This window comes from Actinoplanes cyaneus (assembly GCF_016862095.1).
In the GTDB taxonomy this organism is placed as follows: domain Bacteria; phylum Actinomycetota; class Actinomycetes; order Mycobacteriales; family Micromonosporaceae; genus Actinoplanes; species Actinoplanes cyaneus.
In genome coordinates this window covers 76,186-102,287 of the sequence record NZ_BOMH01000074.1, presented here as the reverse complement: position 1 = coordinate 102,287, position 26,102 = coordinate 76,186, and the positions used below count along the sequence as shown (strand labels likewise).

Sequence of the window (26,102 nt, the reverse complement as noted above, 5' to 3'; positions counted from 1 at the left end):
AGCCTGAAGGCCGGAGCACTGGCCCGCATTCCGGTAGCCACGCTCTCGCCGATCGCACCAGCGGATTCGCACCCACATCCCAGGAGGTTGCCGAGTGCTGCGCCTTCCGCGCGAGGGCTGACGAACGGGCTACCAGCGCCGGCCGAGGGGTACGGTCCGGGGTGGCCGGGCGCGGCCACCCCGGAACCTCAGGGGTGTGGCCGGTCAGCCGGCGTAGGCCACGGCGACGTCGAGGATCCAGGTGACGCCGAAGCGGTCGGTCAGCATCCCGAAGCCCGGCGCCCACGGCGAGGGGCCGAACTTCTCGATGATCTCGGCGCCGTCGGCGAGCTTGTCCCACAGCGCGCTGACCTCCTCGGCGGTCTCGCCGCGCACGGAGACGAAGAACCGTTCGCCGGTCAGGGTCATGCCGTGCTCGCGGGTGGTGGCCGCGGCCGGTGCGGCGACAGGTGCCTGGCTGGGCACGTCGTAGGCCATGATGCTGAACCCGTTGTCGGCCGTGACCTGGCCGAAGACCACCTTGTCGGCGTCGGGCAGGTCCTTGGGCATGCCGAAGTCGCCGTACGCGACGACGGTGAGGTGGCCGCCGAACACCGACTGGTAGAACTCCAGCGCGGCCCGGGCGTCGCCGCGGAAGTTGAGGTGCGGGGTGGTGGTGATGGCCATGGGGGACTCCTCGGATGATGGTTCGCGGGCGTGACGGGCTGGTCGACCCTCAGGTGAGCGGCCGGCTCGAGTGCAAGACTCGCAGCAGTAGGTGACAGGGAGTGGCACCTACTCCGGGCAGAATCGGTCTCATGCCGAAGACTTCCGCGCGACTGCTCGCCCTGCTGTCGTTGCTGCAGACCCGCCGCGACTGGTCCGGCACCGTGCTGGCCGAACGCCTGGACATCAGCCTGCGCACGGTGCGCCGCGACGTCGACCGGCTGCGCGAGCTCGGCTATCCCATCGCCGCGGTCAAAGGCCCCGACGGCGGTTACCGGCTCGGCGCGGGCACCGAACTGCCTCCGCTGCTGTTCGACGACGATCAGGCCGTCGCTCTCACTGTCGCTCTGCAGATCGCCGCTACCAGTCTCGGCAGTGGCCTGGGCGAGGCCGCCGAACGGGCGCTGAACACCGTCCGCCAGGTGCTGCCCTCCCGGCTGCGGCACCGCGTCACCGCTCTCGACGTCACCGCGGTCGAGCGGCCCGCCACCCGGCCGGCCGAACCGGTCGACGCCACCGTGCTCCTGACCATCAGCGCCGCCGTACGCGCCCGCGAGATCCTGCGCTTCGACTACGGCGACGACAGCACGAAGCCGCCGCGCCGCACCGAGCCACACCACGTGATCACCTGGGACGGCCGCTGGTATCTCGTCGCGTGGGACCTCGACCGCGACGACTGGCGTACCTTCCGTGTCGACCGGATGAGCCTGCGCACTCCGAACGGGCCGCGCTTCACCGCTCGTGCGCTGCCCGGCGGAGACGTCGCCGCGTACGTCATCGGTGTCTTCCGTGGTTCCGGGCAGGCTTCGGGGGACTGGCCGTGCCAGGGCACGGTGCTGCTCGACCTGCCGGCCGCCACCGTGGCCCGCTACACCCGCGACGGCGTCGTCGAGCAGCTCACCGCCGATCGCTGCCGGCTCACCCTCGGATCCTGGTCCTGGATCGGCCTTGCCGCCGCCGTCGCCCGCTACGACGCTGACTTCGACGTCGTCGGTCCGGGCGAACTCACCGAAGCCTTCGCGCATCTCGCCCGCCGATTCGCCGAGGCGTCCCGGCGGTAAGAACTTGGCGCGCGCCGGGCTTGCTCTCCGGCCGGCGGCGTGGAGATCCGGAGACGACCTGCCGGACGTACCACCTAGGATGTTCGCATGCGAAGCTTTTCGGAGGCGACCGCCGTCCACCCCGGCGCCGACGGCTGGACCGCCGACCTGGACCCGCAGTGGGGCGTCGGCGACAAGCTGCACGGCGGCTACCTGATGGCCGTGATCGCCCGCGCGGTCACGGCCACCGCCGGCCCCGCACACCCGCACCCGATCGCGATGACCACCACGTTCCTGCGCCCGCCGCCCCCCGGCAGCGCGACCGTCGGCGTCGAGCTGCTGCGCGCCGGCCGCGGCTCGGCGCAGTATCGTGCGCGCCTGACCCAGGACGGCGAGCCGTGCGCGGAGTCCCTGGTCACCCAGAGCACCCTGGACGATGCCGCCCCGTGGTGGTCCGGTCTGCCGACCCCGACCGTTCCGGCCGAGGACGAGTGCTTCCTGCTCCCGTCCGAGCCGCCCGGCGCGACGTTCCCGGTGCACCTTCTGGACGTCGTCGAGCACCGTCTCGACCCGACCTCGCTCACGTTCGCCATGGGTCACCCGTCGACAACTGGCCAGATCAGCGGCTACCTGCGCCTGGCCGACGGCGCCGACTGGGATCCGCTGAGCCTGCTCGTCGCCCTGGACCCGTCGCCGCCGATCTCCCTCACCCTGGGCATCCAGGGCTGGGCGCCGACGATCACCCTCACCGCGTACGTCCGCCGCCTGCCCGCCCCGGGCCCGCTGCTGATGACGATGGAGTCGGCGGAGGTAACCAGCGGCCGGATGGACGAGACCGCCCTGTTGTGGGACTCCAAAGGCGCTCTCGTCGCCCAGGCCACCCAGCTCGCCGCCGTCCGGCCCTAGCTTTCCGCACCTCGCGTCTCGGGTACGACAGTGAACTAGGACCACGTCGCTGGCCGGCGGAACGCCCCGTCCAGCTCTCCATCGGTATCAGCTTCATCGGTGAGGCGATAGCGGTCACTCGGCAGGGCTGTCTCTGGGGGCACCGTTTGGCCGGCCCGCAGATGACCGACCTGGTCGAGCGCCTCGCTCCATCGAGCCGCCCGGCCGGGCACAACGACGGCGAGGCCGCGAAGCGCAGTCTGGCCGTACCCGGTGAGGACGGTGCCGGCGGCCCGGCTCACCCGGCTCGACTGTGGTCCGCCGCCGCCTCGCCGGCTTGCGCGGGTGGTGAGGCGAGCGGATCCCAGTCGGCGGCGAGCCGCAGCAGTGACCGGGCCGGCCCGGGATGCGCCGCGGCCCAGCGCGAGTCGAAGAGGAACCACTGGTCAAAGCCCCAGAAGTCGTCGATGTAGCGGGCGACCTGGATGATGTGCGCATCCTGTTGGACCAGGGTCCGCTCGTGCGGCTCGGCGTCCACCGCCGGCGCCGCCGTCCGGCGCCCGGCCGTGAGGTCCTTGCGGTCGGGCCAGCCCGGCGGGTCGTAGCCCTGCATCCGCGCGAACCGCGACAGTGCGACACCGATGTCATCCCCGGTGGCCAGCGCCCGCAGCAGTTGCGCGTCGAACGGCCACCCGGCCGCAACGGCGTCGGTGACCTCGCTCAGGCGGGCGCCGAGCTGCGCAACGGTGACTCCCGGGAAGACGACAGCGCCGTCGACGTCGAGGTTCGTTCCGTCGCCGTGGTCCTGATAGCTGATCCGCACCGAGAACACCGTGTCCGGGTCGTCGCCGAGCGGGGCCACGCTGCGGACCGGAACGTCGTGGTCGAATCCGGCGTCGCCGGCGCCGGCGGGGAGCGGCCAGGTGCCGGATCGCAAGAACGTCCAATGCTCGTCGTCGGCGGCTTCGTCGTCGACGAAGTAGTAGGCCAGGTCGGTCTCGTCGTCGTTGGTGCGGACCCGGACCGAGTGCGGGCCGACCCGCGGATCGTCGTCGGACTCGACCCACAGATGCTCGACCAGCAGCAGGCGGAGCTCGTCCATGGTCGACGGCAGTGGCAGCTCCCGCTCCGGGACCCGCTCGAAGATCGACTCCAGGCCGTAGACGTCGCAGCCGAGCTGCGCCTGGATCCATGACTCGGGATCGTCCACGCCCCAGCCGGACCGGAACCAGTCGAGCACGCTGACGCCGGGCCGGGCGACCACCTGGTGGCCGAGTGGTGTTTCCTCACGCCAGCGCCGGACGAACAACATGCCCAGACCCTAGGCGACCGGTACGACAAACCGGGTCAACCACTCGCAACGTGGCGGGTCCGCGGCGTCGCGCACGGTGTGAAGTGGGCCGGCGGCTCACGCCGTACCGGGAAGGGAAATGCCGCGGCGTCCGGGAGGAAACGCCGCGGCATGCGTGACCGGGATCGGTCAGTGCTCGTTGAGCAGCTGGTGCGTTGCGCTGATCGCGGCCCACGACTTCGGTGCGGACGGGGCGCGCAGGGCGCGGGCGGCGCCGGGCAGGGCCGGCTTCGACGGGGTGTAGAGCCAGGCCTGGAACAGCGCGTCCAGGTCCTTGCCGGAGATCTTCTCGGCGAGCGCCGTGAACTCCTCGGTGGTCGCGTTGCCGTACTTGTGCTCGGCGGTCCAGGTGCGCACGATCTCGAAGAAGTCGTCGTCGCCGACGGCGAGGCGCAGCTGGTGCAGGGTGAGCGCGCCACGGTCGTAGACGGCGTCACCGAACAGCTCGTCGACGCCGGGGTCGGCCGGCGCGGTCGTCCAGATCGCCGCGTCGTCCGGGTAGGACGAGTAGACGTAGTCGAAGATCTCCTGCGCGGTGCCCTCGTCGTTCTTCTCCGACCACAGCCATTCGGCGTAGCTGGCGAAGCCCTCGTTGAGCCAGATGTTCTGCCAGTTGCGGACCGACACCGAGTCGCCGAACCACTGGTGGGCGTTCTCGTGCGCGACCACGTACGTGTTCGAGCCGCGCCGGAAGAACGCCGAGGAGTAGTTCGGGCGGGTCTGGTTCTCCAGCGCGAACCCGAGCGTGCCGGGCGGGGTGACGACGCCGCCGCGGGCCTCGAACGGGAACGGCCCGAAGACTGTCGACTCCCAGTCGGTGATCTCCGCGGTACGTTCGACGCTGGCCTGCGCGGCATCCCGGAAGTCCTGCGGGAGCAACTGGGAGTACGCGTTGTAGACCGGCGACCCGTCGCTGGTGGTGTCCTGGGTGATGTCGTACTGCCCCACGGTCAGGAACGTCAGGTACGTGGCCTGCGGCTTCAGCGACCGCCAGCTCCACCGGGTGTAGCCGAGCGTCTCACGCACCGGCGGGCGCGGCTGCACGCCGTTGCTGATCGCCTCGACCCCGTCCGGCACGGAGACCGACACGTCGAAGGTGGCCTTGTCCGACGGGTGGTCGTTGGACGGGTACCACCACCAGGCGATCTCCGGTTCGCCGACGGCGGCGGCGCCGTCCGGGGTGCGGATCCAGGCGGTGTACCCGGCGGCGACCTTCGACGACGGCACGCCCGAGTACTGCACGACGATGGTCAGCGCGCCGCCCTTGGCGACGGTGCGGGCCGGGGTGACGACCAGCTCGTGGTCGCCCTGCCGGGTGAAGGTCGCGGGCCGGTTGTTGACCAGCACCGAGGAGGTGTCGAGGACGAAGTCCAGGTTGAGCCGGCTCAGGTCCTGCGTGGCGGTGGCCAGGATGGTGGTGGTGCCGGTGAGCCGGTCGGTGGCCGGGGTGTAGCGCAGGCGGATGTCGTAGTGGGAGACGTCGTACCCGCCGTTGCCGTAGTCCGGGTAGTACGAGTCGCCGATGCCCGGCGCTCCGGGTGCGGGCGCGGCCTGTGCGGCCACTCCCGTTCCGGCTAGCGTCAACGCTGTGGCAAGGGTGGCCACGAGCAGTCGTCGCACGGTCGAACTCCCTCCGATAGGTAAGAGCTAACCGCGCCAACCTATCGAAGATTCTCGACCCGTTCGGGAAAAGCTGCGTTTACGTCAGTAAATGTCTTTGCCGAACCAGGTCAGTGCTTCGCCGTGTCCGCGGACCCAGGCCAGGGGTTCGCCGTCGAGGGTGAGCACGTTGTGCAGCGCCGCCGACGGGGGCGGCGGCAGCTCGCGTCCGGCGTTGACCACTGCCGGGCTCTCGACGGCGACCCAGTGCCCGGGCAGCCCGCGCACGACGTCGAGGAACGCCTGCGGGTCGGGCAGCTGGTACAGCATCGACGTGTGGTAGACGACCAGGGTCGCGGTTGCCGGGGCCTGCGCCGCCAGAGCCGGCAGGTCGGTCACCGCGTCGCCGCGGACCAGGCGCGGCGGGTCCTTGCGGGCCACCTCGATCGCGGCGCGCAACCGGTCGCGCCGGTGCTGGTGCTCCGGCCAGATCAGCGCGTCGAGCCAGGCGACGTCGCCGGGGTCGGTCACGTCGAGCGGGTTGAGGTCGAGCCCGGCGCGCCAGACGACGCGCGGCAGCCGGGTCGGCGGGGTGAACCCTCTGGAAGTGCAGTCGAGCAGCGGGGTGCCGGCGCCGACCGTGCGGGAGCCGTAGCGGTAGGCGTACCGGTCGGGGAACAGGCACAGCCCGGCGGACGCGCCGACATCGAGCAGCGCGAGCGGCTGCGGCAGGCTCGCCAGGACCGGCAGCAGCGCGGCGGTGCGGCCGGCCTCGTTGGTCTGGGTGGCCCGGGCCAGCATCTGCGCGGCGATGTCGTCCCAGCGCTCGAGCGTGAACGCGCGGAACTCGGCAGGGTCGCCGATCGGGCCGCCGAGCAGCCGGACGACGGCGAACAGCAGGTTCGGCTGCTGTTTCGGCGTGGGCAGCGTGGCGAGCCGGTCGAGCAGGTCGGCGTCCGAGGCGACGTGGTAGGCGAGCCGCTCGTAGGCGGGGGAGACGCCGCGCGCCTCCCGTGCCGCGAAGTCCAGGTACTGATCGGCGACGGTCACCGACGCATGATCGCAACAAATCGGGTGGCGTGCAGCCCCGCGGGTCGCCAGGATGCGGTGGTGATCACTTTCGAGGATCGGGTCGCCGAGGGCGCGTCCGTGCCGGTCGAGGGCTGGGACTTCTCCTGGTTCGCCGGCCGGGCCACCGAGCAGCGGCCCAGCTGGGGGTACGCCCGTCTGGTCGGGGCCCGGATGACGCGTACCGGCCGGACCCTCGACCTGCAGACCGGTGGCGGTGAGGTCCTCGCCGGGGCGGCCGCGACCGGCACGCCGGCGGTGCTGGTCGCGACCGAGGGCTGGCCGCCGAACGCCGCGGTGGCCCGCCGGCGGCTGGAGCCGCTCGGCGGGACCGTGGTGCCGGTGTCCGAGAGTGATCCGCTGCCGTTCGGTGACGGATCGTTCGACCTGGTGGTGAGCCGGCATCCGGTGACGACCGACTACACCGAGGTGGCGAGGGTTCTCGCGCCCGGCGGCACGTACCTGTCGCAGCAGGTCGGGCAGGGGTCCCTGCGTGAGCTGTACGAGTTCCTGATGGGCCCGCAGCCGCCCGGCACGGCACGTGAGCCGGGGTGGCATCAGCAGCAGGCGAAGGCCGCCGGGCTGGACGTCGTGGACCTGCGCGACGAGTGGCTGCGGGTCGAGTTCTTCGACGTCGCCGCCGTCATCGTGTTCCTGCGCAAGGTCATCTGGACGGTGCCCGGCTTCACCGTGGACGCCTACCGCGGCCGGCTGCACGACCTGCACGAGCTGATCGAGCGGGACGGCCCGTTCGTGGCACACTCCCGCCGCTTCCTCATCGAGGCACGTCGCTGAGAAAGGACCTGGCTTGCGCGTACGGCCGGTGCGCGCCGATCGCCTCGGCCGCCCGCGCGATCTCCCGGGCGAGCATCGCCGCGCCGGCCTCGTCGCCCTCGTCCCGGGCCAGCACCGCGAGCAGGATCAGCTGAGTGAGCAGCCCGGGCACGAGACCGGCCTGCGCGCTCAGCGCCGTGGCCCGCGCCCACTTCTGGTAGGCCGCCGCCAGGTCGCCGTTGTCCCGGTCGTGGCCGCCGAGATGTCGCAGCGCTTCGCGCTCCAGCCGCGGATCGGTGTCCTCCCCGGCCGCCAGGGCCGCCTGGTAGTGCGGTGGCGCGAGCTCCGGGCGTCCGAGCAGGTTGTCCGCGGTGAGCCCCTGGTAGTGCCGCGCCCAGCCGTGCCGCACCGGGTCGGGCGCCCGCTCGGCCATTCGTTCCGCCCTGCTCCGCAGCTCCTCCAGCGCGGCCGGGTCCTTGCCGCCGGGGCCGGGCGTCCAGGTCCCGTCGATCTGCAGCAGGCTGAAGTAGTTCTGCCGCAAGTGCAGGAAGTCCAGATCCCAGCTCGTGCCGAGCCGGGCCGCGGCGGCCAGGCGCCCGGCTGCCAGCTCGGTTCCGCAGAACACGTCGGACTCCAGGGCGACCTCCGCCGCGGTCACCGCGGTCTGGAATCCGCCGTCGGTCGTGTCCAGCAGGGACAGTGCCCGCCGCCAGCGCCCGGCCCAGGCCAGTTCGCGGGCCACCGCGTGAATCTCGTCGAGATCGGTCATGCTCGGCGACGGTAGTTATCCGAAAAACTATCCACAAGGAAACTACTTTCGAAGGGTACGGCGATGCGCGACACCATCGATGACCATGTGGACCTATGGGCGGGGCAGCTCGACGGGTTCGACCCGACCCGGGAGGCGATCATCGGGCGGCTGATGCTGCTCGGCCGTCACCTGGCCGGGTCGCGGCGGGCCGCGCTGGGCGCCGGCGGGCTGCTGCACTGGCAGTACAAGGTGCTGCTGATGTTGCGGCGCGCCGGGATGCCGTACGAGCAGAGCCCGTCGCAATTGGCGGATCGGCTGGGCCTTTCCCGCGGCGCGCTCTCCGCCCGGTTGCGGCCCCTGGAGGAGACCGGGCTGATCACGCGGGCCGGCGCGGACGGTGATCGGCGGCGCGTCCGGGTGCGGCTGACCGCGGCGGGACTGGCGGCGTGGGAGCGGCACACCGGCATGGAGACCGACGCCGAGGAGTCGCTGCTGGCGCTGCTCACGCCCGCCGAGCGGGAGCAGTTGGCCGCGCTGCTGCGCCGGCTGGTCCTGCGTGCCGGCGGTTAGCCGCCGGTCAGGGTGGCGACGAGGGCGGCGACCGAGGGATGGCCTGCGGCGCCTTTGCGGTACGCGATCCGGGTGCGCCGGCGCAGGCTCAGCGCGACCAGTCGCACGCCGGTGGCCTGCCCGGCGGCGAGCCCGGGCACCAAGGACACGCCCTGACCGGCGCCGACCAGGGCGAGCACGGTCGCGAAGTCGTCGGCGCGGTGCCGCACCCGCGGGGTGTAGCCGTGCGCGGCGCAGGCCCGCAGCGTCGCCTCGTGACACTGGGTGCCCTCGCTCGCCAGGATCCACGGCTGGTCGCGGGCGTCGCCCAGGGTGGCGCAGTCGCCGGCGGCCGGCACGGCGAGGAAGACCGTCTCGTCGAGCAGCGGCACCGAGTCCAGGTCGGGGTCCACGTCGCCCGGCGCGACGTCGTAGTCGGTGAGCAGCGCCACGTCCAGGCGCCGTTCCCGCAGCGCGGCCGGGGCGTCGGCGGGATCCACCTCGGTCACCATCAGCTCCAGCGCCGGATGCTCCCGGCCGAGCGCGACCAGCGCCGGCGGCAGCAGCGTCCGTACGGCGGTCGGGAACGCGCCGATCCGCAGCGGACCGGCCGGTCCCGTGCGCAGGGCGGCCAGGGCGGCGCCGGTCTCCTCCAGGGCGGCGAGCACGGTCGCGGCGTGCCGGGCCAGGACGCGCCCGGCGGGGGTGAACGTGACCCGGCGGCCGGTGCGTTCGAGCAGCGCCAGGCCGGTCTCACGTTCCAGGGCGGACAGTTGCTGAGAGACGGCGCTCGGCGTGTACGTGCGGGCCTGCGCGACAGCGGCGATCGTGCCGAGCCGTTCCAGGTCGCAGAGCAGGCTGAGTTTGCGGACGTCGAGCATCAGTTCAGCTTACGGAACCGTTCAGGAAGGTGAACTGGACCTGATGCTCGCCGTGGTCGACGCTGGTGACATGGATCTGACCGGCATCTTCGTTCCGATGATCACCCCGTTCGACTCCTCCGGCGCGGTGGCCTGCTCCGTACTGGGAAATCTGGCTCGTGACCTGCTGGACGCGGGCGCGAGCGGGCTCGTCGCGCTCGGCACCACCGGTGAGCCGTCGTCGCTCACCGAGCGGGAGCGCGCCGGGGTGGTGGAGGTGCTCGCGCGGGTCTGCCAGCAGCGGTCGGCGCCACTGATCGCTGATCATCCGTCGGCGGTTGCCGCGTTGAGCCTGGTCCCGCCGTTCGTGCGGCCCGGCCCGGAGGGGGTGGTGGCGCACTTCACCGCCCTGGCGCGGACCAGTCCGGTCCCGCTGATCGTCTACCACGTGCCGGCGCGGACCGGTCAGTCCCTCGACGCGGCAACGCTGCGGCGCATCGGCGCGCTCGACCGGGTGGCCGGGATCAAGTATGCGACCGGCGCCCTGGACGCGGATGTGGTCGCGCTGCTGGCCGACCCGCCGCCGGGCTTCGCGGTCCTCTCCGGCGACGACACGTTCCTGTCCCCGCTGCTCGCGCTGGGCGCGGCCGGCGGGATCCTCGCCTCGGCGCACGTCGCCACGGACCGTTTCGTCGCCCTGTCCGACGCCTGGCGCGCCGGCGACGTGGTGACGGCCCGCACGCTGACCCACGAGTTGACGCCGCTGTCGGCGGCCCTGTTCGCCGAGCCGAACCCCGCGGTGATCAAGGCGGTCCTGCACGCGCAGGGCCGCATCCCCACCCCTGCCGTACGGCTTCCGCTGCTCCCCGCCTCGCAAACCGCCCTGCGCGACGCCCTCGCGGCAGGGCTTGTCAGTGCTCCTTCTTGATGACGAAGTAGGAGCCGCGGATGGTGCCGGCCAGCTTCGACTTCTGGCGGGCGAACTTGAAGCCGCTCAGCTCCTCCGGGACCTCCATGCCGTCGGCGAGCTTGAAACCGACAGCGCGTTTGCCGCCCTCCTCGATCGTGTACATGACGTTGATCGACAGTCCGTTCTCGTAGAACACGTACGCCATCCTGATGTTCTGCACCTGGAACGCGGTCGCCTCCAGCGGGCGGGACGCGATGCTCAGGCCGCGCTCGTCGGCGAGGATGCCGTGCACCCAGTCGACGGTCGCCGTGGCCTCGCTCGCGGGTTCGACGGTGAACACGTGGTCGTACTTGTTCTTGAAGTACCGGGCCTCGTTCGCGCGCAGCCCGGCGAGCGCCTCGGCGACCGGTGACGACTCCAGCCCGGTGCTCGACACGATGGTGAAGTCCACGACGTAGGACATCAGCGGTCCCTTCCTGCCTCGGCACGGGTCGCTCACCAGGCTAGTGTGCTCCCGGTCCGGCGACCGGGAGGACGGGACATGCTCATCCCGACCGCCCGGCAACCGTGCGCGACGCCCCGGCCCACTCCCGGCCGCCCCGCGACTCCCGCACCCGGCTGGTCCTCATGGGCGTTATCCGGCCCGGATAACGCCCATGAGGACCAGCCGGAAAGCCCGCGCGAGGCTCGCCGTGCAGGGGGGCCTCGATAGGCTGCGGGCTGTGACGAGACGGGTGTTGATCACTGGGGGCAGCGGGTATCTGGGGCGGCGGGTGTTCGCCCGGGCCGCGGCCGCCGGATGGGAGCCGATCGGGACCTATGTGGCCGCCCCGGCGCCGACCGCGGACGTGCGCATGGACCTCCGCGACCCCGGCGACGTACGACGGGTGATCGCCGAGGTCGCACCGGACGCGATCGTGCACACCGCGTCGGGCCGGGACCGCGACGACTGGCCGGCCACCGCGGACGGTGCCGCGCACGTGGCGGTGGCCGCCCGCGGGATCCGCCTGGTGCACGTCTCCAGCGACGCGATCTTCTCCGGGCGTGAGGTGCACTACGACGAGTCGGCGCTGCCGGACCCGGTCTACCGGTACGGCGCCGCGAAGGCCGCCGCCGAGACCGCGGTCCGGGCGATCGACCCGCGCGCCGCGGTGGTGCGCACGTCGCTGATCCTCGGTGACGGCGCCGGCGCCCACGAGGTTCTCACCCGGGACCTGATCGCGGGCCGGGCCACGGGCGCCCTGTTCACCGACGAGATCCGCACCCCGGTGCACGTCGACGACCTGGCCGGCGCGCTGCTGGAGCTGGCCGGCGGCGACCACGCCGGGGTGCTCAACGTGGCCGGCCCGGAGGCGGTCAGCCGCTACGACCTGGGGGTGCTGGTCGCACGCCGCGACGGTCTGGACCCGGCGAAGATCCCGGCCACGTCGCTGGCCGCGCTGGGCCTGCGGCGTCCCGCCGACGTGCGCCTGGCCATCGGCCGCGCCGGGAAGCTGCTGCACACCCGGCTGCGCGGCGCCCACGAGTTCCTGGCCGGATGATCCCGCCGGCGTCGTGCTCGTGGTAATCGGGTGTCGCTGATCGGGCCGCACCCAGATACTGGCCGGATGAGTGAGAGCCGCACGATCCGCGTGACCGTCCGTGGGTCCTTCGACAACCTGACCGACGAGCAGAAGGCCGAGCTGATCGCGAACGGCGGTGACGACCTGCTGACCGTGGCGTACACCGAGCAGGGTCACCTGACGTACGACCTCGCGGCCCGCCCGTTCTTCACGTTCCGTTTCGCCGAGCAGGTCACCGACGAGAAGGAGATCCCGCAGGCCGCGATCCGTGCCGAGATGAAGGCCGTGGCGTGGCTGGAGGATCGCGGCTACGGCTACAAGAAGATCACCTCGCAGACCGTCGACATGTCCGAGGTGCCGCTGGGCAAGCGCGGCCGGCGCGAAGCCGCCAAGTCGTCCTAGTCGTCGGTGCGTTCGGCGGCGCTGCGTTCCACACAGAACTCGTTGCCCTCCGGGTCGCGCATGGTGACCCAGCCCTTGCCGTCGGGTTTGCGGTGGTCCTCGTGGATGGTCGCGCCGCTCGCCAGCATCGTCTCGACGAACTCGTCGCGGGTGCCGGTGGGCGGTTCGATGTCCAGGTGCAGCCGGTTCTTGACGGTCTTGCCCTCGGGCACCGCGATGAACAGCAGACCCGGCGCCTGCGGGAACGGCGAGGCGAGCAGCGCCTCCTCGCTGTCGGACTCCTCGTCCAGGAGGTAGCCGGTGACCTGCGCCCAGAACTGCGCGATCTTGAGCGGGTCGTGGGCATCGATGGTGATGTGCCGGATCGGGTTGTGCGTCATGGCGCCCATCATGCCGGACCGACCGCCCGCGCCGTGACCCGCATCGTCAACTCCAGGTTGACGGCAAACGCATCGTCAACCTATGGTTGACCACATGACAGAGCTGAATCCGCCGGTACGACTTGACGACCTCATCACTGCGATCACCAAGAACCGCCCCGACGCCCCCTTGGAGCGGCTCTCCGACGCGGTCCTGCTCGGCGATCATCTGGGGGAGCTGGCCGACCACCTGATCGGTCACTTCGTCGACCAGGCCCGCCGGTCCGGCGCGTCGTGGACCGAGATCGGCCGCAGCATGGGCGTGTCCAAACAGGCCGCCCAGAAACGGTTCGTGCCAAAGGAGAAACTGGACCCGTCGCAGGGCTTCAACCGGTTCTCCGACCAGGCCCGCGCGGCGATCGTCGCGTCGATGAACCTGGCCAAGCAGCACGGCAACACCGAGATCACCCCGGCGCACCTGGTGCTGGGCCTGCTGCAGCAGCCCGCGGGCCTGGCCGTGAAGGCGCTCCTCGCGCAGGGCCTGAGCGTCGAGGCGGTCACCGAGCGCCTGGTCGCCGCCCTGCCCGAGGGCGGCACGGACGTGCCGGCGCTGATTCCCTATGACGCCCGCTCCCGCAAGGCCCTGGAGTTGACGTTCCGGGAGGCGTTGCGGCTCGCGCAGGAGGACATCGGCACCGGTCACGTGCTGCTCGCCCTGCTCGAAGAGGAGGAGCCCGAGGGCGGTGTCCTGCACGGGCTCGGTGTCCGCAAGGCCGCCGTCGAGCAGACCGTGTCCGACGGCCCCGACGAGACCCGGGGCTAGCCGAGCGGGAAGTCGGCCAGCGGGTGCCACGAGTCGCCGGGCTCGGGCCGTCCCGTGATCAGCCGCAGGGACGTGACCCGCGCCCGGACCGGCAGTCTCGCCTCCACCTCGGCGGCCGCCTCGGTCAGCCCGGGCACGTCGTGCCCGACGGTCAGGTGCGGGATGACGTCGGTGAACTCCCCGCCGTACGGCTGCGCCGCCGGGAACCGGGCCGCGAACCGATTGGTCAGTTCACGGAACGGCTCGGCCGGGTTCGGCGACAGCCACAGCACCTTCTGGCCGAACCAGCCCACCCGGTCCAGACTCAGGAAGAAGCGTGGCACCCCCGCGGCGATCAGCCGGACCGCGGCCAGGACCTGCGGCGTGAGCTGCTCCGGCGGCAGGAACGGGAAGATCACCGTGATGTGCGCGGGCACCCCCCAGGATGCCGAACGGTCCAGGCGCGAGCGCAGCTCGGCCACGACCGGCTCGGCTTCCGGAATCGGCACGATCAGGGCGCTCTGCGTCGGTTCCATCCGCGCAGTGTGCGCGACGCACGCCACCGGGCAAAGCACATCGGCCGGCAACCCGCTGACGAATCGGCGGACGTCAGCCGCGGCGGGGGTGCCGGCACCGCTGACGGATGTCATGGGCGAGCCGTGACGCATAGCGGGGGCGTCACGACGTACGGGAAACAAGAATTGCTCTCATGACGCTCACCGCTGCAACCGATCTCGCGGCCGCCGGTACGGGGCAGCAGGCCGTGAACCTGGATGGCGTGGTCAAACGATTCGGCACGGTCACCGCCGTGAACGGGATCGACCTGCGCATCCGCCCCGGGGAGGTGGTAGCCCTGCTGGGGCCCAACGGCGCCGGCAAGACGACCACTGTCGACATGCTGCTCGGGCTCTCGCAGCCCACCTCCGGAACCGTGCAGGTCTACGGCCGCGCACCGCAGGAGGCGGTCGCGCTCGGCCTGGTGTCGGCGGTCATGCAGACCGGCGGCCTGCTCAAGGACTACACGGTCGAGGAGACGGTGCGGCTGACCGCCGTGCTGTTCGGCAAGCCCCGCGCGGCGGTCGGGGTCGCGTTGAAGCGGGCCGGGATCGCCGACATCGCCGACCGGCTGGTCGGCAAGTGCTCGGGCGGGCAGCAGCAGCGGCTGCGGTTCGCGATGGCGTTGCTGCCGGACCCGGAACTGCTGATCCTGGACGAGCCGACGACCGGCATGGACGTCGGTGGCCGCCGCGAGTTCTGGGACGCGATCCGCGAGGACGCCGAGCGTGGCCGCACGGTCATCTTCGCCACGCACTACCTGGAGGAGGCCGACGCCTACGCCGACCGGGTGGTGCTGGTGCGGCGCGGTTCGATCGTCGCCGACGGCACCGCCAGCGAGGTCAAGGCCCTGGCCGCCGGCCGCACGGTCCGGGCGACCCTGCCCGACCCGGAGCGCCTCGACCTGACGGCGATCCCCGGCGTGGAGACCTCCGAGATCCGCGGCGACAGCCTCTACCTGCACGGGCGTGACACCGACGCGATCGCCCGCTACCTGCTGAACCAGACCGACGCCCGGGACCTGGAGATCACCTCCCGGAACCTGGAGGACGCGTTCCTGACGCTGACCGCCGACGAGGAGACCCCGGCATGACCGCCACCACGATCGAGCGCCGCCTGCCGAAGTTCGGCGGTTTCACCCTCGGCATGATCGCCCTGGAACTGCGCCGGCTGGTCCGCAACAAACGGACCGTCATCTTCAGCATCGTCATGCCGCCCGCGTTCTTCCTGATCTTCGGCACCAGCGGCGACTACCGCACCGAACGGATCGGCGACGGCAACGCCACCGCGTACGTGCTGATCAGCATGGCCGTCTACGGCGCGATGCTGGCCACCACCTCGGGCGGGGCGATGGTGTCGATCGAGCGGGCCGCCGGGTGGAGCCGGCAACTGCGGCTGACCCCGCTCAAACCGGCCGCGTACGTCGCGATCAAGCTCACCCTCGCGATGATCATCGGTTTGGTGTCGGTGGTGGTCGTCAACGTCGTCGGCGCGTTCTTCGGCGCGGACCTGCCGGTCGGCGAGTGGATCGCCTGCGCCGTGCTCGCCTGGGTGTGCGCCCTGGTGTTCGCCGCGTTCGGCCTGTTCATGGGCTACCTGCTGCCGAGCGAGAACGTGATGCAGATCCTCGGCCCGGCCCTGGGAATCCTGTCCTTCGCCGGCGGCCTGTTCGTGCCGCTCGACACGCTCGGGCACACCTTCGCCACGATCGCGAAATTCACTCCGGTGTACGGCGTGGGAGAGCTCGCCCGCTACCCGGTGACCCAGTCCGGGCACCTGTGGCAGGCCGTGCTCAACGTGGTCGTCTGGACCCTGGTGTTCGCGTTCGGCGCGATGTGGCGGTTCCGCCGCGACACCGCCCGCGTCTGAGCCCCCGGTACGGTTCGCTCATGATGTCAGTACCGCCCACCGAGATGCCCGGCCGCCGCGGTTTCCGTGCCGGCTGGGCGTTCGCCGCGATCTGGCTGTTCTATCTCGGCGAGAACCTCGATGCCCTGCTCGACGCGCCGCACGGCATGTGGCGCGACGTGGGCCTGGCCGCGCTCGCCCTGTTCGCCCTGACCTACGTGTGGATCGTCGGCACGATGCGCCGCGTCCGGCGCGACCTGCCGTACCCGCAGCACACCCTGCCGATCTGGCTCGGCCTGGCCCTGCTGGCCGGGCTCGCGCTGCTGCAGCTTCCGGCGGCCGGTTCGTCGGTGCTGACCTGCGCGGTCTACATCAGTGCGACCGCGGTGATGGGCCTGCGCCTGGAGCAGGGCCTGGCCGTCGCGGTCGTCGTCGCCCTGACCGTCGAGATCGCCATCCGCTCCGTGCCCGGCTGGCACGCCGTCAGCCAGGGGTACGCCCTGGCCGTGGTGCTGGGCGCGGCCGCGACCTGGGGGATGCGCCTGGCCCTGGAACGGCAGTCCCGGCTGATCCAGGCGCAGCACGAGCTGGCCGAGCTGGCCGTCGCCGGTGAACGCTCCCGCATCGCCGCGGAGCTGCACGACATCCTCGGGCACTCGCTGACCGTGATCGCGGTCAAGGCCGAGCTCGCCCAGCGCCTGCTGGACGTCGACCTCGCCCGGACCCGCGCCGAACTCGCCGACCTGGAAACGCTGTCCCGCGACGCGCTGGCCGACGTGCGGGCGACCGCGATGGGTATGCGCGGCATCTCCCTGCCCGGGGAGATCGCCGCCGCGAAGGCCGCTCTGGCCGCCGCGAACGTCGAGGCCGACCTGCCCGGCGCGGCCGACGACGTGCCGACCCGCCACCGGGAGCTGTTCGCCTGGACGATCCGTGAGGCGGTCACCAACATCGTCCGGCACAGCCGGGCCCGGCACGCCGAGGTCCGGCTGAGCCCCACCAGTGTCGAGATCGTCGACGACGGGCCGGGCGCCACCACCGCCACCACCCCCGGTCAGGGCCTGGCCGGCCTGCGCCGGCGCGCCGACGAGCTGGGCGCGCACCTGACCTGCGGGCAACGCGGGGACCGGCCCGGCTTCCGAGTACGAGTGGAGATCCCCTCATGATCAAGTTGTTGCTCGCCGACGACCAGGCCCTGGTCCGCGGCGCGATGGCCGCCCTGCTCGACCTGGAACCCGACATCAAGGTCGTCACCGAGGTCGGCCGCGGCGACGAGGTCGTCGACGCCGCCCTCGCCCACGACGTCGACGTCGCCCTGCTCGACGTGCAGATGCCCGGCCTGGACGGGATCAGCGCGGCCCGCCTGCTGCACGAGGCGATGCCCTCCTGCCGGGTGCTGATGGTCACCACGTTCGGCCGGGCCGGCTACCTGCGCCAGGCGATGGCGGCCGGCGCGTCCGGGTTCGTCGTCAAGGACACCCCGGCCCGGCAGCTCGCCGACGCGGTCCGCCGCGTCCACCAGGGCCTGCGCGTGCTCGACCCGGCTCTCGCGGCGCAGAGCCTCGCGCACGGCGACTCGCCGCTGACCGACCGCGAATCCGACGTGCTGCGCGCCGCCCGCGACGGCGGGACCGTCGCCGACATCGCGCGGGAGCTGCGCCTGTCCGACGGGACGGTCCGCAACCACCTGTCGTCGGCGATCGGCAAGACCGGGGCGCGCACCCGCGCCGAAGCGGTCCGCCTCGCCGTCGACAACGGCTGGCTGCTCGGCTGAAACCCCTTGAGGTTGACACAGTGACAAGGTCTTGACTGGGTGCCGGAGGTGGTCCCCATGGACTTGATCATGGCGTTGAACGCGGGAAACCCGCAAACCCGGCTGCAGGCGGCGATGGCAGCCGGCACCCGCCCCGACCCGGCCCTGCTCGACGCCCTCGTCACCCGGTGCGCCGTCGAACCGGACTTCTTCGTGCGCGACATGCTCACCTGGGCGCTGACCCGGCTCCCCGCCGAGCTGACCGTGCCGCGGCTGCGCGCCGAACTGGGCTCCGCGCACGCGCAGGCCCGCAGCCAGGCACTGCACACCCTCTCCAAGATCGGCGACCGGTCGGTGTGGCCGGCGATCACCGCGGCGCTGCTGCACGACGCCGACGACGAGGTGGCCCGGGCCTCCTGGCGTACCGCCGCGGCGCTCGTCCCCGACGAGCACCGGCAGGGCCTGGCCACCGAGCTGACCGCGGAGCTCGGCCGGGGTGACCGCGGGGTGCAGCGCAGCCTGAGCCGGGCGATGATCATGCTCGGCGACGTCACCGAACCGGCCCTGCAGCCGGCTCTGACCAGCGACGATCCGGCGGTACGGGCCCACGCGCGCGCCACCCTGCAGCTGCTGCACGACCCGGACGCCGGGTTCGACCTCGCCGTCGACGAGGCGATCCGGATCGTGGCGCTCGGCCCGCAACGCGCGGGGGAGACCGTGTGCTGATCGGTGAGGTGGCGCGGCGCTCCGGGGTCAGCACCCGGATGCTGCGCCACTACGACACGCTCGGCCTGGTCCGCCCCACCGGCCGGACCGTCGGCAACTACCGCGAGTACGCCGCCGCCGACATCCGCCGGATCTTCCACGTGGAGAGCCTGCGCTCGCTGGGCCTGTCACTGCGCCAGGTCCAGCAGGCCCTGGACGATCCGGCGTTCGCGCCGGCCGACCTGGTCGCCGACCTGATCCGCCGCACCGAGGACCGGCTGCGCCAGGAGCAGGAACTCCTCGACCGGCTCCGCGCGGTCGACGCGTCGGCCCCGGACGGCTGGCAGGGCGTGCTGCGCATCGTCGCGCTGCTGCACGGTCTGAACTCGCCGGACGCGGCCCGCCGCCAGCAGAGCGTGCTGACCGACACGATGCCCGTCGACGTTCTCGCCGGGGCGGTCCTGACCGAATCCGATCCGAACGTCGCCGGCGCGCTGCGATGGGCCCTGACCCGGGCCGGCACCGCCGGGGTCGACGCGGTCGCGGCCGGCCTCGACGCGCCGGACCCGCAGATCCGGCGGCGGGCCGTCCTGGCCCTCGCGGCCATCCCCGACGACGACGCGACCACCCTGCTCACCGGCGCCCTCGACGACCCCGCCCCCGAGGTTCGCGGGCCCGCCGCGCTCGCCCTCGGCCGGCGCGGCGTGATCACGGCCCTGCCCGCCCTCGTCGCCATGATCGTCGACGGCGTGAACGACGTCGAAGCCTCCGAACTGCTCGGAGCACTCGCCCAGCAACCTGCCGGCGCCGATCCGATCCTGAACGCCCTGCTCGCGGAACTGTCCGCGCCGGCCGCGTCCCCGGCGGTACGGATCCGTCTGGCACAGGCCCTCGCCGAGCTGCCGCCCGCCGTCACCCGCGACACCCTGCACCACCTGTCCCGCGACGCCGACCGCACGGTCGCCGCGATCGCCGCCTTCGCCGCCGCCCGCACCCCGCCCGCCGGCTGACCCCTGCCCCCGGTCCACCCCGCAGTCCCGCCCGCGCGTTTCGCCATGCCGCCGCCACGACGCCCCGCACCTCAGCTTCGCCACGCCCACCGCGCCCAGTCCGGTCAGCCCGCCCGACCAGCGCCACGACCACCGCGCCCGCTCTGGTCAGCCCGCCCGACCACCGCCACGCTCAGCTTGCCCGGCCTCGGCGGCCCTGACCGCCGCCGCGCCGAGCTTCGCCGGCCGTCCGGTTGCTCATCCGACTGCTCGTCCGGTGTCCGGACGCGGCGTGGGCGCGTGGCTTGGCCAGCGGCGCGCTGCGGCCCCCCGGCTGGTGCTCATGGGCGTTATTCGTTCCTCATAACGCCCATGAGCACCAGCCGGAACCTCACGGCCCGCTCGCCGAACGGGCCGCGGAGAGGGCGCGTCTCGGGCGGGTGCAAAGCCGGGACGGCCGGGTCGTGATTCTGGTATGAGGGCATCCGCCGGACTTGAGAAGAAATTCGCAGTGCAACCGAGCGGCAACCAAGAGTGCCCATCCGCTGCACCCGTAGCCGCGAAAAGTTCCCCCTGCAACCGACACCACGGGGGGAACCGAAATGACCGCGACCGCTCAGCAGACCGCCGCCACGTCCGTCACCCGCGCCGCCTCGCCCGCCACCAAGCTCGTCATGGCCACCACGAAGCTCGCCGCCGAGCCGGTCGCGACCGCCACCGTGACCGCCACCAAGCCCGCCGCCGTGGCTGCCGCCGAGGCCGGCATCGTGGCCGCGGCCAAGCCCGGCGCCCGCTCGGTCACCCGCGAGCAGGAGCAGCTGATCCGCGACAACATGGCCCTGGTCGGTCACATGGTCCGCGAGATGCTGTTCAAGGTGCCGCCGCACGTGCACCGTGACGACCTGGCGTCGGCCGGATACGCCGCCCTGGTCACCGCCGCGCAGGCCTTCGACGAGTCGCGCGGCATCCCGTTCGGCCGGTTCGCCGCCGTCCGCGTCCGTGGCACCCTGCTCGACGAGCTGCGCAGCATGGACTGGGCCAGCCGCTCGGTCCGCGCCCGGGCCCGCCGCGCCGACGTCGCCCGCGAGGAGCTGACCCGCCAGCTCGGCCGCACCCCGACCGTCGAGGAGCTCGCCGAGCTGCTCGGTGTCGCCGTCGGCGAGCTGTCCAGCGTCGACGACGACGTGCAGCGCGCCGCCGTCCTGTCGCTGCAGGGCTTCACCGCCGGCGCCGCCGAGGACATGGTCACCGAGTCGTCGATGAACCCGGAGGAGCTGCTGCTGCATCGCGAGCGCCTCGGCTACCTGCACGACGCGGTCACCGTCCTGCCGGAGCGGCTGCGGTTCGTCGTGGAGGCCTCCTTCCTGCAGGAGCGTCCGCTCTCCGAGGTTGCCGCCGAGCTCGGCGTCACCGAGTCACGCGTTTCGCAGTTGCGCACCGAGGCCCTGGCCCTGCTGCGCGACGGCCTGACCACGCACATGGAGCAGGTCGCCGGCCCGGTCGCCAAGGACGGCTGCGTGACCCGGCGCCGGGCCGCCTACGCCGCGCAGATCGCCGCCCGCAGCACCATGGCCTCCCGGCTGAGCGTCACCGACGTCCGGGGCGAGCGTCTCGCCGTCGCCGCCTGATGCGCGCCCGCCCGGCGGGGCCGCCCCGGCCATGGTCGTGGCCCCGCCAACCGGGCAAGCCGACTTAAATCTGACCCTTGCACGGTTGTGGCCCCGCCAACCGGGCGAGCCGGCTCAGACCTGACCCTTCGTCTCCTCATAGCCGGCCGCGGCCGGCGCCGCACCGGGCGCGTAGATCACCCGCAGCACCCCGGTCGGGAACGCCTCGGTCGACACCACCCGCAGGTGGTAGGCCCGGTCACCGTCGTCGAACAGCCGCCGCCCCTTGCGCGCCGCGACCGGATGCACCAGCAGCCGCAACTCGTCGACCAGCCCGGCCGCCAGCAGCTGCTGCACGATCGAGATCGACCCGGGGACCAGCACCCCGGTGACCCCCGGATCGGCCTTCAGCGTGGTCACCGCCTCGACCAGGTCACCCTGCAGCAGCTCCGAGTTGCGCCAGGTGAACTGCAGCGGCTGCCGCGAGACCACGACCTTGCGTGTGTCACCGAGCTGCTTGGCGAACGGCGCGTCCTCCTCACCGCCGGCCTCCCGATCGGGCCACGCCCCGGCGAAGCTGTCGTAGGTCTCCCGGCCGATCAGCAGCACGTTGCCGGTCTCGTAGTCCTCGGTGACGGCGCGGCCCATGTTCTCGTCGAAGTACGGAAAGTGCCACTCAGGATCGATCTCGGCGACCCCGTCGGCCGAGATGAACAGGGTGGAGACGAGCTTCGCCATCAGTGCTTCCCCTCAGATCAGGTCCTGTCGAAGGTGTGACGCCGCAAGCTTGCCAAACTCGACGGCCCCCTGCCGCCCCTCCTGAGGACCGTTTCCCGCCGAAAGTACTGCCGCCCGCAGCCGCCGCATCCCCTCGGCGATCTCGTCCGGGGTGCTCGAGCTGAACGACAACCGCAGCGTCGCCCGATCCGGCCGCCCCGCGAAGAACGGCGCTCCCGGCACGAACGCCACGTCCTGCCGCAACGCGTACGGCAGCAACCGCGCCGTGTCGGCGTCCCCGGGCAGGCGCACCCACACGAACATCCCGCCGTCCGGGTCGGTCCACGTCGTCCCGGCCGGCATCGCCTCCGGCAGCAACCGCAGCATCGTGTCGCGCCGCTCGCAGTACGCCACCCGCAGGCCCCGCACGTGCCCGTCCAGATCGGCCACCGCCAGATACGCCGCGGCCGCCGCCTGATCGATCGTGGACGTGTGCAGGTCCGCCGCCTGCTTCGCGACCACCAGCGACGCCCGCAACGGCGCGGGCGTGCGGACCCAGCCGAGCCGCAGCCCCGGCGCCCCGATCTTCGACAGGCTGCCGAGATGAATCACCCGATCCGCGTACGCCGCCACGGGCGCGATCGCGTCGCCCCGGTACCGCAGCTCCCCGTACGGATCGTCCTCCACGATCCACACCCCGTACCGCTCGGCGAGCCCGGCGACCCGCGCGCGCCGATCAGCCGCCAGGGTCCGCCCGGTCGGGTTCGCGAACGTCGGCACCAGGTAGACCAGCTCGGGACGCTCCCGCGCGAACACCCGCTCCAGAGCATCCGGATCCACCCCGTCGTCGTCGGAGGGCACCGTCACGATCCGCGCCCCGGCCATCGCGAAGCACTGCAACGCCGCCAGATACGTCGGCTCCTCCACCACCACCGTCGCACCCGGATCCAGCAGCGCCGCCGCGACCAGCGTCAACCCCTGCTGCGACCCGGTCGTCACCAGGACATCCCCGGCCTGCGTGGGCAGCCCCCGCGCGGTCATCCGGTCCGCGAGCTGCCCCCGCAGCCGCGGGTCACCCTCGGTCGGGGCGTACTGCAGATGCCGCCGGGCGGACGGCCCGGACAGCGCCGTGCCGAACGCGGCCCGCCAGCCGTCGGCATCGAACAACTCCGGCGCGGGCAGCCCACCGGCGAACGAGATCACCTCCGGCCGGTCGATCAGCGCGAGCAGGTCACGCACGGGGGAGGAGGCAACAGTGGCCAGACGCATGACAGCAGTCCATTTCCGAGGAGAGACGAACGAGCCCACGGATCACGGACGGTCGTGCCATCGACGTGCGCGGCAGATCTTCGGGCCTGGTCGAGGCCACCGCGGTCAGCCTAACGCTCCCTAAGGCCCGATTGGTTCCCCGATTGGTTTGCCCGGCAGGCCACTGGATTCCGGTTGCCGACCGCCGACACACGGGGCAGAGTGGGTGCCGGACCCGCCGCCGGCCCCGAGGGAGCACGAACGCCGCATGTGAGAGCAACCAACACCCCGTACACGCAATCGGTGTTGATCCCTGCTCTTTCGGAGGTTTTCGCATGCCCGCCCATCTCAAAGCCACCGGCCTGGCCCGCGCCCACGACGGTGACCTGCTGTTCGCAGGCTTCGACCTGGTCCTGCAGGACGGCGACCGGATCGGCGTCGTCGGCCCCAACGGCGCCGGCAAGACCACCCTGCTCCGCGTCCTCGCCGGCGAGCTGAAGCCCACCCACGGCACCGTCGGCTTCGCCCCCGGCACCTCCATCGCGTACGTCTCCCAGCAGGTCCCCGACCCGCACGGCACCGTCGGCGCGTTCCTCACCGCCGGACTCGGCGAGCTCGCGGCCGTCACCGCCACCATGCGCGAGCTCGAGACCCGGATGGCCGCCGGCGACGACGTCCTCGACGAGTACGCCCAGGCCCAGGAACGCTGGACCACCCTCGAAGGCTGGACCGCCGAGACCCGCCTCACCGAGATCCGCCAGCGCCTCGACATCGACCACCTCGACGACGACCTGCCCCTGGCCTCGATCTCCGGCGGCGAACAGGCCCGCCTCATGCTCGCCCGCGCCCTGCTCACCGGCCCCGACCTGCTGCTGCTCGACGAACCCACCAACCACCTCGACGCCGAGGGCGCCACCTGGCTGCTCGGCTGGCTGCGCGACTTCCCCGGCGGCGTGCTCACCGTCAGCCACGACCGGGCGTTCCTCGACGCCACCGTCACCCGCGTCATCGAGCTCGACGGCATCGACGAACAACCGCAGGACTATCCCGGCGGCGGCTACACCGCGTACCGGGCGGAGAAACAGCGCCGCTGGCAGCGCCTGCTGCTCGACTTCGCGGCGCAGGAGAAGGACCGGATCCGCTGGGAAGCCGACATCGAACGGACCAAGGCCCAGTCCCGCGGCGTCGAGAACTCGGTACGCTCCGGCGTCGAAGCACCCCACCTGCGCCGCGTCGCCCGCCTGGTCGCCCGCAAGGCCAAGGTCCGCGAACGACGACTGCGCCGCCAGATGGCCTCCGTCACCTGGATCGCCGAACCCCGCACCCGGCCCGCCCTGACCTTGGCGTTCCCGGACGACGACGGCGACCCCGGCGAGATCGTCCTCAAGATCCGCGACCTGCACGTCTCCTACGGCAACCGCGTCCTGCTCGACCACGTCGACCTCGACGTCACCCGCGGCGACCGCATCCTGGTCACCGGCCGCAACGGCTCCGGCAAGACCACCCTGCTGCACGCCGTCGCCCAGGCGCACCCCGAAGTCGCCGTGCTCCCGCAGACCACCGATCACCTGCGCACCGACACCACCGTCATGGACCATTTCCGATCCCAGGTTCCCGTGTACGTCGACGACGCCGAGAAACTCCTGACCGGCCACCAGTTCGAGCCGGAACAGTGGACCTCCCGGCTGCGTGACCTGTCCGCGGGGGAGTTGCGGCGACTGCTCCTGGCGATCCTGGTCAACAGCCCGTCACGGGTGCTGCTGCTCGACGAACCGACCAACTTCCTCGACTTCGACGCCCTCGACGTCATCGAGGAAGCGCTGCGCCGGTACCGCGGGACCCTGCTCGTCGTCTCCCACGACCGGTACTTCGCCGACGCGATCGGCACCACCCGCCACTGGCACGTCACCGACGGCACCGTGACCGAGACGTCGCTCAGCGCGCCGTAACCGCAACGTCACCGACGGCGTAGTGACCGCATCGTCGCTGACCGCGCCATGATCGAAAGCTGAGACCGCCGTCGGTCCGCGTGACCCGCACCCCTATGCTCTGAACCCGGCCACACTCGTGACAAACAGGGCGGGATCAGGGTTTGAACATCTTCGAAGCAATCGTGATGGGCGCAGTGGAGGGCGTCACCGAGTTCCTCCCGGTGTCCAGCACCGGTCACCTGACCATCCTGGAGAAACTCTTCGGCCACCGGCTCGACGACCCGGACATCACCGCGTTCACCGTCATCATCCAGTCCGGCGCCGTCCTCGCCACGATCCTGTTCCTGCGCAAGGACATCCTCCGGATCGTCCCCGCCTTCTTCAAAGGCCTCGCCAGCAAAGAAGCCCGGGAACTGCCCGACTTCCGCTTCGCGATCGCCGTCATCCTCGGCTCGATCCCCATCGTCATCGCCGGCCTCACCTTCAAGGACGCCATCGAGACGACCCTGCGCAGCCTCTGGTTCGTCGCCGGCGCCCTGATCCTCTGGTCCGGCGTCATGGCCTTCGCCGACCACGCCGCCACCCAGGTCCGCCACGAGGACGACGTCACCTGGAAAGACGCCCTCGTCATCGGCCTCGTCCAGTGCCTCGCCGTCATCCCCGGCATCAGCCGCTCCGGCTCCACCATGTCCGCCGGCCTGCTACGCGACCTCGACCGGGTGACCGTCACCAAACTCTCGTTCTTCCTCTCGATCCCCGCCCTCACCGGCGCCTCGATCCTGCAGGGCTACGAAGAGTTCGACAACATCTCCAACGGCGTCGGCTGGACCAACACCCTCGTCGCCACCGCCGTCAGCTTCGTCGTCGCCTACTTCGCCGTCACCTGGCTGCTGAAGTTCGTCGCCAAGCACTCCTACAGCATCTTCATCTTCTACCGCCTCGCCCTGGGCGCCCTGCTGGTCCTGCTGCTCTCCACCGGCACCATCAGCGCCCAGTAACCACCGCCGACGAAAGGCGCCCGGCCTTCACGGCGGGCGCTTTTCGCATGCCGGCACGGTCAGCCCCGGCCGCGTCGGCGAGCTCTTCGGCCCGCTGCAGCCAGTCGGCCCTCAGCGCAGGCGGCCCTCAGAAT

Annotated in this window: 28 protein-coding genes; 17 read left to right on the top strand and 11 right to left on the bottom strand. The window is 71.9% G+C overall.

The annotated features are described in order from the left end of the window. Positions 1-204 precede the first annotated feature (204 nt). Positions 205-666, bottom strand: a complete 462-nt coding sequence (locus Acy02nite_RS41420) for a VOC family protein (protein ID WP_203754331.1) — start codon at positions 664-666, stop codon at positions 205-207. A 131-nt stretch (positions 667-797) separates the two neighbouring features. Here Acy02nite_RS41420 and Acy02nite_RS41415 point away from each other — a divergent pair, with 131 nt between their 5' ends. Next, positions 798-1,766: a helix-turn-helix transcriptional regulator gene (locus Acy02nite_RS41415; RefSeq protein ID WP_203754329.1), complete on the top strand. Its 969-nt coding sequence runs from the start codon at positions 798-800 to the stop codon at positions 1,764-1,766. Between the two features lie 87 nt (positions 1,767-1,853). Then, on the top strand, positions 1,854-2,651 hold the full coding sequence (locus tag Acy02nite_RS41410) for a thioesterase family protein (RefSeq protein ID WP_203754327.1): 798 nt from the start codon (positions 1,854-1,856) through the stop codon (positions 2,649-2,651). 277 nt (positions 2,652-2,928) lie between these two features. Here the strand turns inward: Acy02nite_RS41410 and Acy02nite_RS41405 are convergent, their stop codons facing one another. The 3 genes from Acy02nite_RS41405 to Acy02nite_RS41395 form a co-directional block, all read right to left on the bottom strand. Next, the gene (locus tag Acy02nite_RS41405) at positions 2,929-3,942 is read right to left on the bottom strand and encodes a hypothetical protein (protein ID WP_203754325.1); all 1,014 of its coding nucleotides are present in this window, start codon (positions 3,940-3,942) and stop codon (positions 2,929-2,931) included. A gap of 168 nt (positions 3,943-4,110) precedes the next feature. Continuing rightward, complete coding sequence (locus tag Acy02nite_RS41400) at positions 4,111-5,601, bottom strand: M1 family metallopeptidase (RefSeq protein ID WP_203754323.1); 1,491 nt, start codon at positions 5,599-5,601, stop codon at positions 4,111-4,113. Between the two features lie 84 nt (positions 5,602-5,685). Then, on the bottom strand, positions 5,686-6,630 hold the full coding sequence (locus Acy02nite_RS41395) for a DUF2332 domain-containing protein (RefSeq protein ID WP_203754309.1): 945 nt from the start codon (positions 6,628-6,630) through the stop codon (positions 5,686-5,688). A 57-nt stretch (positions 6,631-6,687) separates the two neighbouring features. On the opposite strand from Acy02nite_RS41395, the gene Acy02nite_RS41390 reads away from it, so the two are divergent. Next, positions 6,688-7,443 (top strand): methyltransferase domain-containing protein, encoded by a 756-nt coding sequence (locus Acy02nite_RS41390; protein ID WP_425548247.1) that lies wholly within the window; start codon positions 6,688-6,690, stop codon positions 7,441-7,443. Here Acy02nite_RS41390 and Acy02nite_RS41385 read toward each other — a convergent pair. Then, positions 7,424-8,191, bottom strand: coding sequence for a hypothetical protein (locus tag Acy02nite_RS41385; protein WP_203754304.1), 768 nt, complete (start codon positions 8,189-8,191; stop codon positions 7,424-7,426). The two genes, Acy02nite_RS41390 and Acy02nite_RS41385, sit on opposite strands and share 20 nt — an antisense overlap. A 63-nt stretch (positions 8,192-8,254) precedes the next feature. Between Acy02nite_RS41385 and Acy02nite_RS41380 the strand changes: the two genes are divergently transcribed. Beyond that, the gene (locus Acy02nite_RS41380) at positions 8,255-8,743 is read left to right on the top strand and encodes a MarR family winged helix-turn-helix transcriptional regulator (protein WP_203754302.1); all 489 of its coding nucleotides are present in this window, start codon (positions 8,255-8,257) and stop codon (positions 8,741-8,743) included. On the opposite strand, the gene Acy02nite_RS41375 is transcribed toward Acy02nite_RS41380, so the two are convergent. Beyond that, the gene (locus Acy02nite_RS41375; RefSeq protein WP_203754301.1) at positions 8,740-9,603 is read right to left on the bottom strand and encodes a LysR family transcriptional regulator; all 864 of its coding nucleotides are present in this window, start codon (positions 9,601-9,603) and stop codon (positions 8,740-8,742) included. The genes Acy02nite_RS41380 and Acy02nite_RS41375 overlap by 4 nt on opposite strands. Positions 9,604-9,673: 70 nt before the next feature. Between Acy02nite_RS41375 and Acy02nite_RS41370 the strand changes: the two genes are divergently transcribed. Further along, positions 9,674-10,510, top strand: coding sequence for a dihydrodipicolinate synthase family protein (locus Acy02nite_RS41370; protein WP_203754346.1), 837 nt, complete (start codon positions 9,674-9,676; stop codon positions 10,508-10,510). Here the strand turns inward: Acy02nite_RS41370 and Acy02nite_RS41365 are convergent. Beyond that, positions 10,494-10,955, bottom strand: coding sequence for a DUF8821 family protein (locus Acy02nite_RS41365; RefSeq protein ID WP_203754299.1), 462 nt, complete (start codon positions 10,953-10,955; stop codon positions 10,494-10,496). The genes Acy02nite_RS41370 and Acy02nite_RS41365 overlap by 17 nt on opposite strands. A gap of 259 nt (positions 10,956-11,214) precedes the next feature. Here Acy02nite_RS41365 and Acy02nite_RS41360 point away from each other — a divergent pair, with 259 nt between their 5' ends. Together Acy02nite_RS41360 and Acy02nite_RS41355 are read left to right on the top strand one after the other, a co-directional pair. Continuing rightward, complete coding sequence (locus Acy02nite_RS41360) at positions 11,215-12,033, top strand: SDR family oxidoreductase (protein WP_239175729.1); 819 nt, start codon at positions 11,215-11,217, stop codon at positions 12,031-12,033. A gap of 66 nt (positions 12,034-12,099) precedes the next feature. Continuing rightward, entirely contained in the window at positions 12,100-12,456 is a 357-nt protein-coding gene (locus tag Acy02nite_RS41355) for a DUF6204 family protein (RefSeq protein WP_203754295.1), read from the top strand. Here Acy02nite_RS41355 and Acy02nite_RS41350 read toward each other — a convergent pair. Then, the gene (locus Acy02nite_RS41350) at positions 12,453-12,845 is read right to left on the bottom strand and encodes a VOC family protein (protein WP_425548248.1); all 393 of its coding nucleotides are present in this window, start codon (positions 12,843-12,845) and stop codon (positions 12,453-12,455) included. The genes Acy02nite_RS41355 and Acy02nite_RS41350 overlap by 4 nt on opposite strands. Positions 12,846-12,930: 85 nt before the next feature. On the opposite strand from Acy02nite_RS41350, the gene Acy02nite_RS41345 reads away from it, so the two are divergent. After that, positions 12,931-13,638: a Clp protease N-terminal domain-containing protein gene (locus tag Acy02nite_RS41345; protein WP_203754289.1), complete on the top strand. Its 708-nt coding sequence runs from the start codon at positions 12,931-12,933 to the stop codon at positions 13,636-13,638. Here Acy02nite_RS41345 and Acy02nite_RS41340 read toward each other — a convergent pair. Further along, positions 13,635-14,153 carry a 2'-5' RNA ligase family protein gene (locus Acy02nite_RS41340; RefSeq protein WP_203754286.1) on the bottom strand — a complete coding sequence of 173 codons (519 nt, stop codon included), beginning with the start codon at positions 14,151-14,153 and terminating at the stop codon, positions 13,635-13,637. The genes Acy02nite_RS41345 and Acy02nite_RS41340 overlap by 4 nt on opposite strands. A 173-nt stretch (positions 14,154-14,326) precedes the next feature. On the opposite strand from Acy02nite_RS41340, the gene Acy02nite_RS41335 reads away from it, so the two are divergent. The 7 genes from Acy02nite_RS41335 to Acy02nite_RS41305 all read left to right on the top strand — a co-directional run bounded on the left by Acy02nite_RS41335 (position 14,327) and on the right by Acy02nite_RS41305 (position 21,095). After that, complete coding sequence (locus Acy02nite_RS41335; RefSeq protein WP_203754283.1) at positions 14,327-15,265, top strand: ABC transporter ATP-binding protein; 939 nt, start codon at positions 14,327-14,329, stop codon at positions 15,263-15,265. Then, on the top strand, positions 15,262-16,041 hold the full coding sequence (locus Acy02nite_RS41330) for an ABC transporter permease (protein ID WP_203754280.1): 780 nt from the start codon (positions 15,262-15,264) through the stop codon (positions 16,039-16,041). Before Acy02nite_RS41335 ends, Acy02nite_RS41330 begins: the two co-directional genes overlap by 4 nt. A gap of 20 nt (positions 16,042-16,061) precedes the next feature. After that, on the top strand, positions 16,062-17,186 hold the full coding sequence (locus Acy02nite_RS41325) for a sensor histidine kinase (RefSeq protein WP_239175728.1): 1,125 nt from the start codon (positions 16,062-16,064) through the stop codon (positions 17,184-17,186). Continuing rightward, entirely contained in the window at positions 17,183-17,794 is a 612-nt protein-coding gene (locus tag Acy02nite_RS41320; protein WP_203754278.1) for a response regulator transcription factor, read from the top strand. The genes Acy02nite_RS41325 and Acy02nite_RS41320 overlap by 4 nt, the downstream gene beginning before the upstream one ends. A gap of 57 nt (positions 17,795-17,851) precedes the next feature. Next, entirely contained in the window at positions 17,852-18,499 is a 648-nt protein-coding gene (locus Acy02nite_RS41315; protein ID WP_203754276.1) for a HEAT repeat domain-containing protein, read from the top strand. Then, the gene (locus Acy02nite_RS41310) at positions 18,493-19,488 is read left to right on the top strand and encodes a HEAT repeat domain-containing protein (RefSeq protein ID WP_203754274.1); all 996 of its coding nucleotides are present in this window, start codon (positions 18,493-18,495) and stop codon (positions 19,486-19,488) included. Before Acy02nite_RS41315 ends, Acy02nite_RS41310 begins: the two co-directional genes overlap by 7 nt. A gap of 581 nt (positions 19,489-20,069) precedes the next feature. Next, entirely contained in the window at positions 20,070-21,095 is a 1,026-nt protein-coding gene (locus Acy02nite_RS41305) for a sigma-70 family RNA polymerase sigma factor (RefSeq protein ID WP_264653393.1), read from the top strand. A gap of 114 nt (positions 21,096-21,209) precedes the next feature. On the opposite strand, the gene Acy02nite_RS41300 is transcribed toward Acy02nite_RS41305, so the two are convergent. Beyond that, on the bottom strand, positions 21,210-21,812 hold the full coding sequence (locus Acy02nite_RS41300) for a dihydrofolate reductase family protein (protein ID WP_203754272.1): 603 nt from the start codon (positions 21,810-21,812) through the stop codon (positions 21,210-21,212). 12 nt (positions 21,813-21,824) lie between these two features. Next, positions 21,825-23,060, bottom strand: coding sequence for an aminotransferase-like domain-containing protein (locus Acy02nite_RS41295; protein ID WP_203754270.1), 1,236 nt, complete (start codon positions 23,058-23,060; stop codon positions 21,825-21,827). 314 nt (positions 23,061-23,374) lie between these two features. Here Acy02nite_RS41295 and Acy02nite_RS41290 point away from each other — a divergent pair, with 314 nt between their 5' ends. Together Acy02nite_RS41290 and Acy02nite_RS41285 are read left to right on the top strand one after the other, a co-directional pair. Continuing rightward, a complete protein-coding gene (locus Acy02nite_RS41290; protein ID WP_203754268.1) occupies positions 23,375-24,988 on the top strand; it encodes an ABC-F family ATP-binding cassette domain-containing protein in 1,614 nt (537 codons plus the stop codon). Positions 24,989-25,131: 143 nt separating this feature from the next. Then, on the top strand, positions 25,132-25,968 hold the full coding sequence (locus Acy02nite_RS41285) for an undecaprenyl-diphosphate phosphatase (RefSeq protein WP_203754266.1): 837 nt from the start codon (positions 25,132-25,134) through the stop codon (positions 25,966-25,968). Positions 25,969-26,102: the final 134 nt, after the last annotated feature.

Excerpts from the sequence above, each read along its gene's own strand:
- Acy02nite_RS41315 (WP_203754276.1), top strand. The coding sequence starts at position 17,852 with ATGGACTTGATCATGGCGTTGAACGCGGGAAACCCGCAAACCCGGCTG.
- Acy02nite_RS41380 (WP_203754302.1), top strand. The coding sequence starts at position 8,255 with ATGCGCGACACCATCGATGACCATGTGGACCTATGGGCGGGGCAGCTC.
- Acy02nite_RS41405 (WP_203754325.1), bottom strand. The coding sequence starts at position 3,942 with ATGTTGTTCGTCCGGCGCTGGCGTGAGGAAACACCACTCGGCCACCAG.
- Acy02nite_RS41340 (WP_203754286.1), bottom strand. The coding sequence starts at position 14,153 with ATGGAACCGACGCAGAGCGCCCTGATCGTGCCGATTCCGGAAGCCGAG.
- Acy02nite_RS41330 (WP_203754280.1), top strand. The coding sequence starts at position 15,262 with ATGACCGCCACCACGATCGAGCGCCGCCTGCCGAAGTTCGGCGGTTTC.
- Acy02nite_RS41385 (WP_203754304.1), bottom strand. The coding sequence starts at position 8,191 with ATGACCGATCTCGACGAGATTCACGCGGTGGCCCGCGAACTGGCCTGG.
- Acy02nite_RS41290 (WP_203754268.1), top strand. The coding sequence starts at position 23,375 with ATGCCCGCCCATCTCAAAGCCACCGGCCTGGCCCGCGCCCACGACGGT.
- Acy02nite_RS41300 (WP_203754272.1), bottom strand. The coding sequence starts at position 21,812 with ATGGCGAAGCTCGTCTCCACCCTGTTCATCTCGGCCGACGGGGTCGCC.
- Acy02nite_RS41350 (WP_425548248.1), bottom strand. The coding sequence starts at position 12,845 with ATGGGCGCCATGACGCACAACCCGATCCGGCACATCACCATCGATGCC.
- Acy02nite_RS41365 (WP_203754299.1), bottom strand. The coding sequence starts at position 10,955 with ATGTCCTACGTCGTGGACTTCACCATCGTGTCGAGCACCGGGCTGGAG.
- Acy02nite_RS41370 (WP_203754346.1), top strand. The coding sequence starts at position 9,674 with ATGGATCTGACCGGCATCTTCGTTCCGATGATCACCCCGTTCGACTCC.
- Acy02nite_RS41415 (WP_203754329.1), top strand. The coding sequence starts at position 798 with ATGCCGAAGACTTCCGCGCGACTGCTCGCCCTGCTGTCGTTGCTGCAG.
- Acy02nite_RS41355 (WP_203754295.1), top strand. The coding sequence starts at position 12,100 with ATGAGTGAGAGCCGCACGATCCGCGTGACCGTCCGTGGGTCCTTCGAC.
- Acy02nite_RS41325 (WP_239175728.1), top strand. The coding sequence starts at position 16,062 with ATGATGTCAGTACCGCCCACCGAGATGCCCGGCCGCCGCGGTTTCCGT.
- Acy02nite_RS41295 (WP_203754270.1), bottom strand. The coding sequence starts at position 23,060 with ATGCGTCTGGCCACTGTTGCCTCCTCCCCCGTGCGTGACCTGCTCGCG.
- Acy02nite_RS41305 (WP_264653393.1), top strand. The coding sequence starts at position 20,070 with ATGACCGCGACCGCTCAGCAGACCGCCGCCACGTCCGTCACCCGCGCC.
- Acy02nite_RS41420 (WP_203754331.1), bottom strand. The coding sequence starts at position 666 with ATGGCCATCACCACCACCCCGCACCTCAACTTCCGCGGCGACGCCCGG.
- Acy02nite_RS41375 (WP_203754301.1), bottom strand. The coding sequence starts at position 9,603 with ATGCTCGACGTCCGCAAACTCAGCCTGCTCTGCGACCTGGAACGGCTC.
- Acy02nite_RS41335 (WP_203754283.1), top strand. The coding sequence starts at position 14,327 with ATGACGCTCACCGCTGCAACCGATCTCGCGGCCGCCGGTACGGGGCAG.
- Acy02nite_RS41345 (WP_203754289.1), top strand. The coding sequence starts at position 12,931 with ATGACAGAGCTGAATCCGCCGGTACGACTTGACGACCTCATCACTGCG.
- Acy02nite_RS41320 (WP_203754278.1), top strand. The coding sequence starts at position 17,183 with ATGATCAAGTTGTTGCTCGCCGACGACCAGGCCCTGGTCCGCGGCGCG.
- Acy02nite_RS41410 (WP_203754327.1), top strand. The coding sequence starts at position 1,854 with ATGCGAAGCTTTTCGGAGGCGACCGCCGTCCACCCCGGCGCCGACGGC.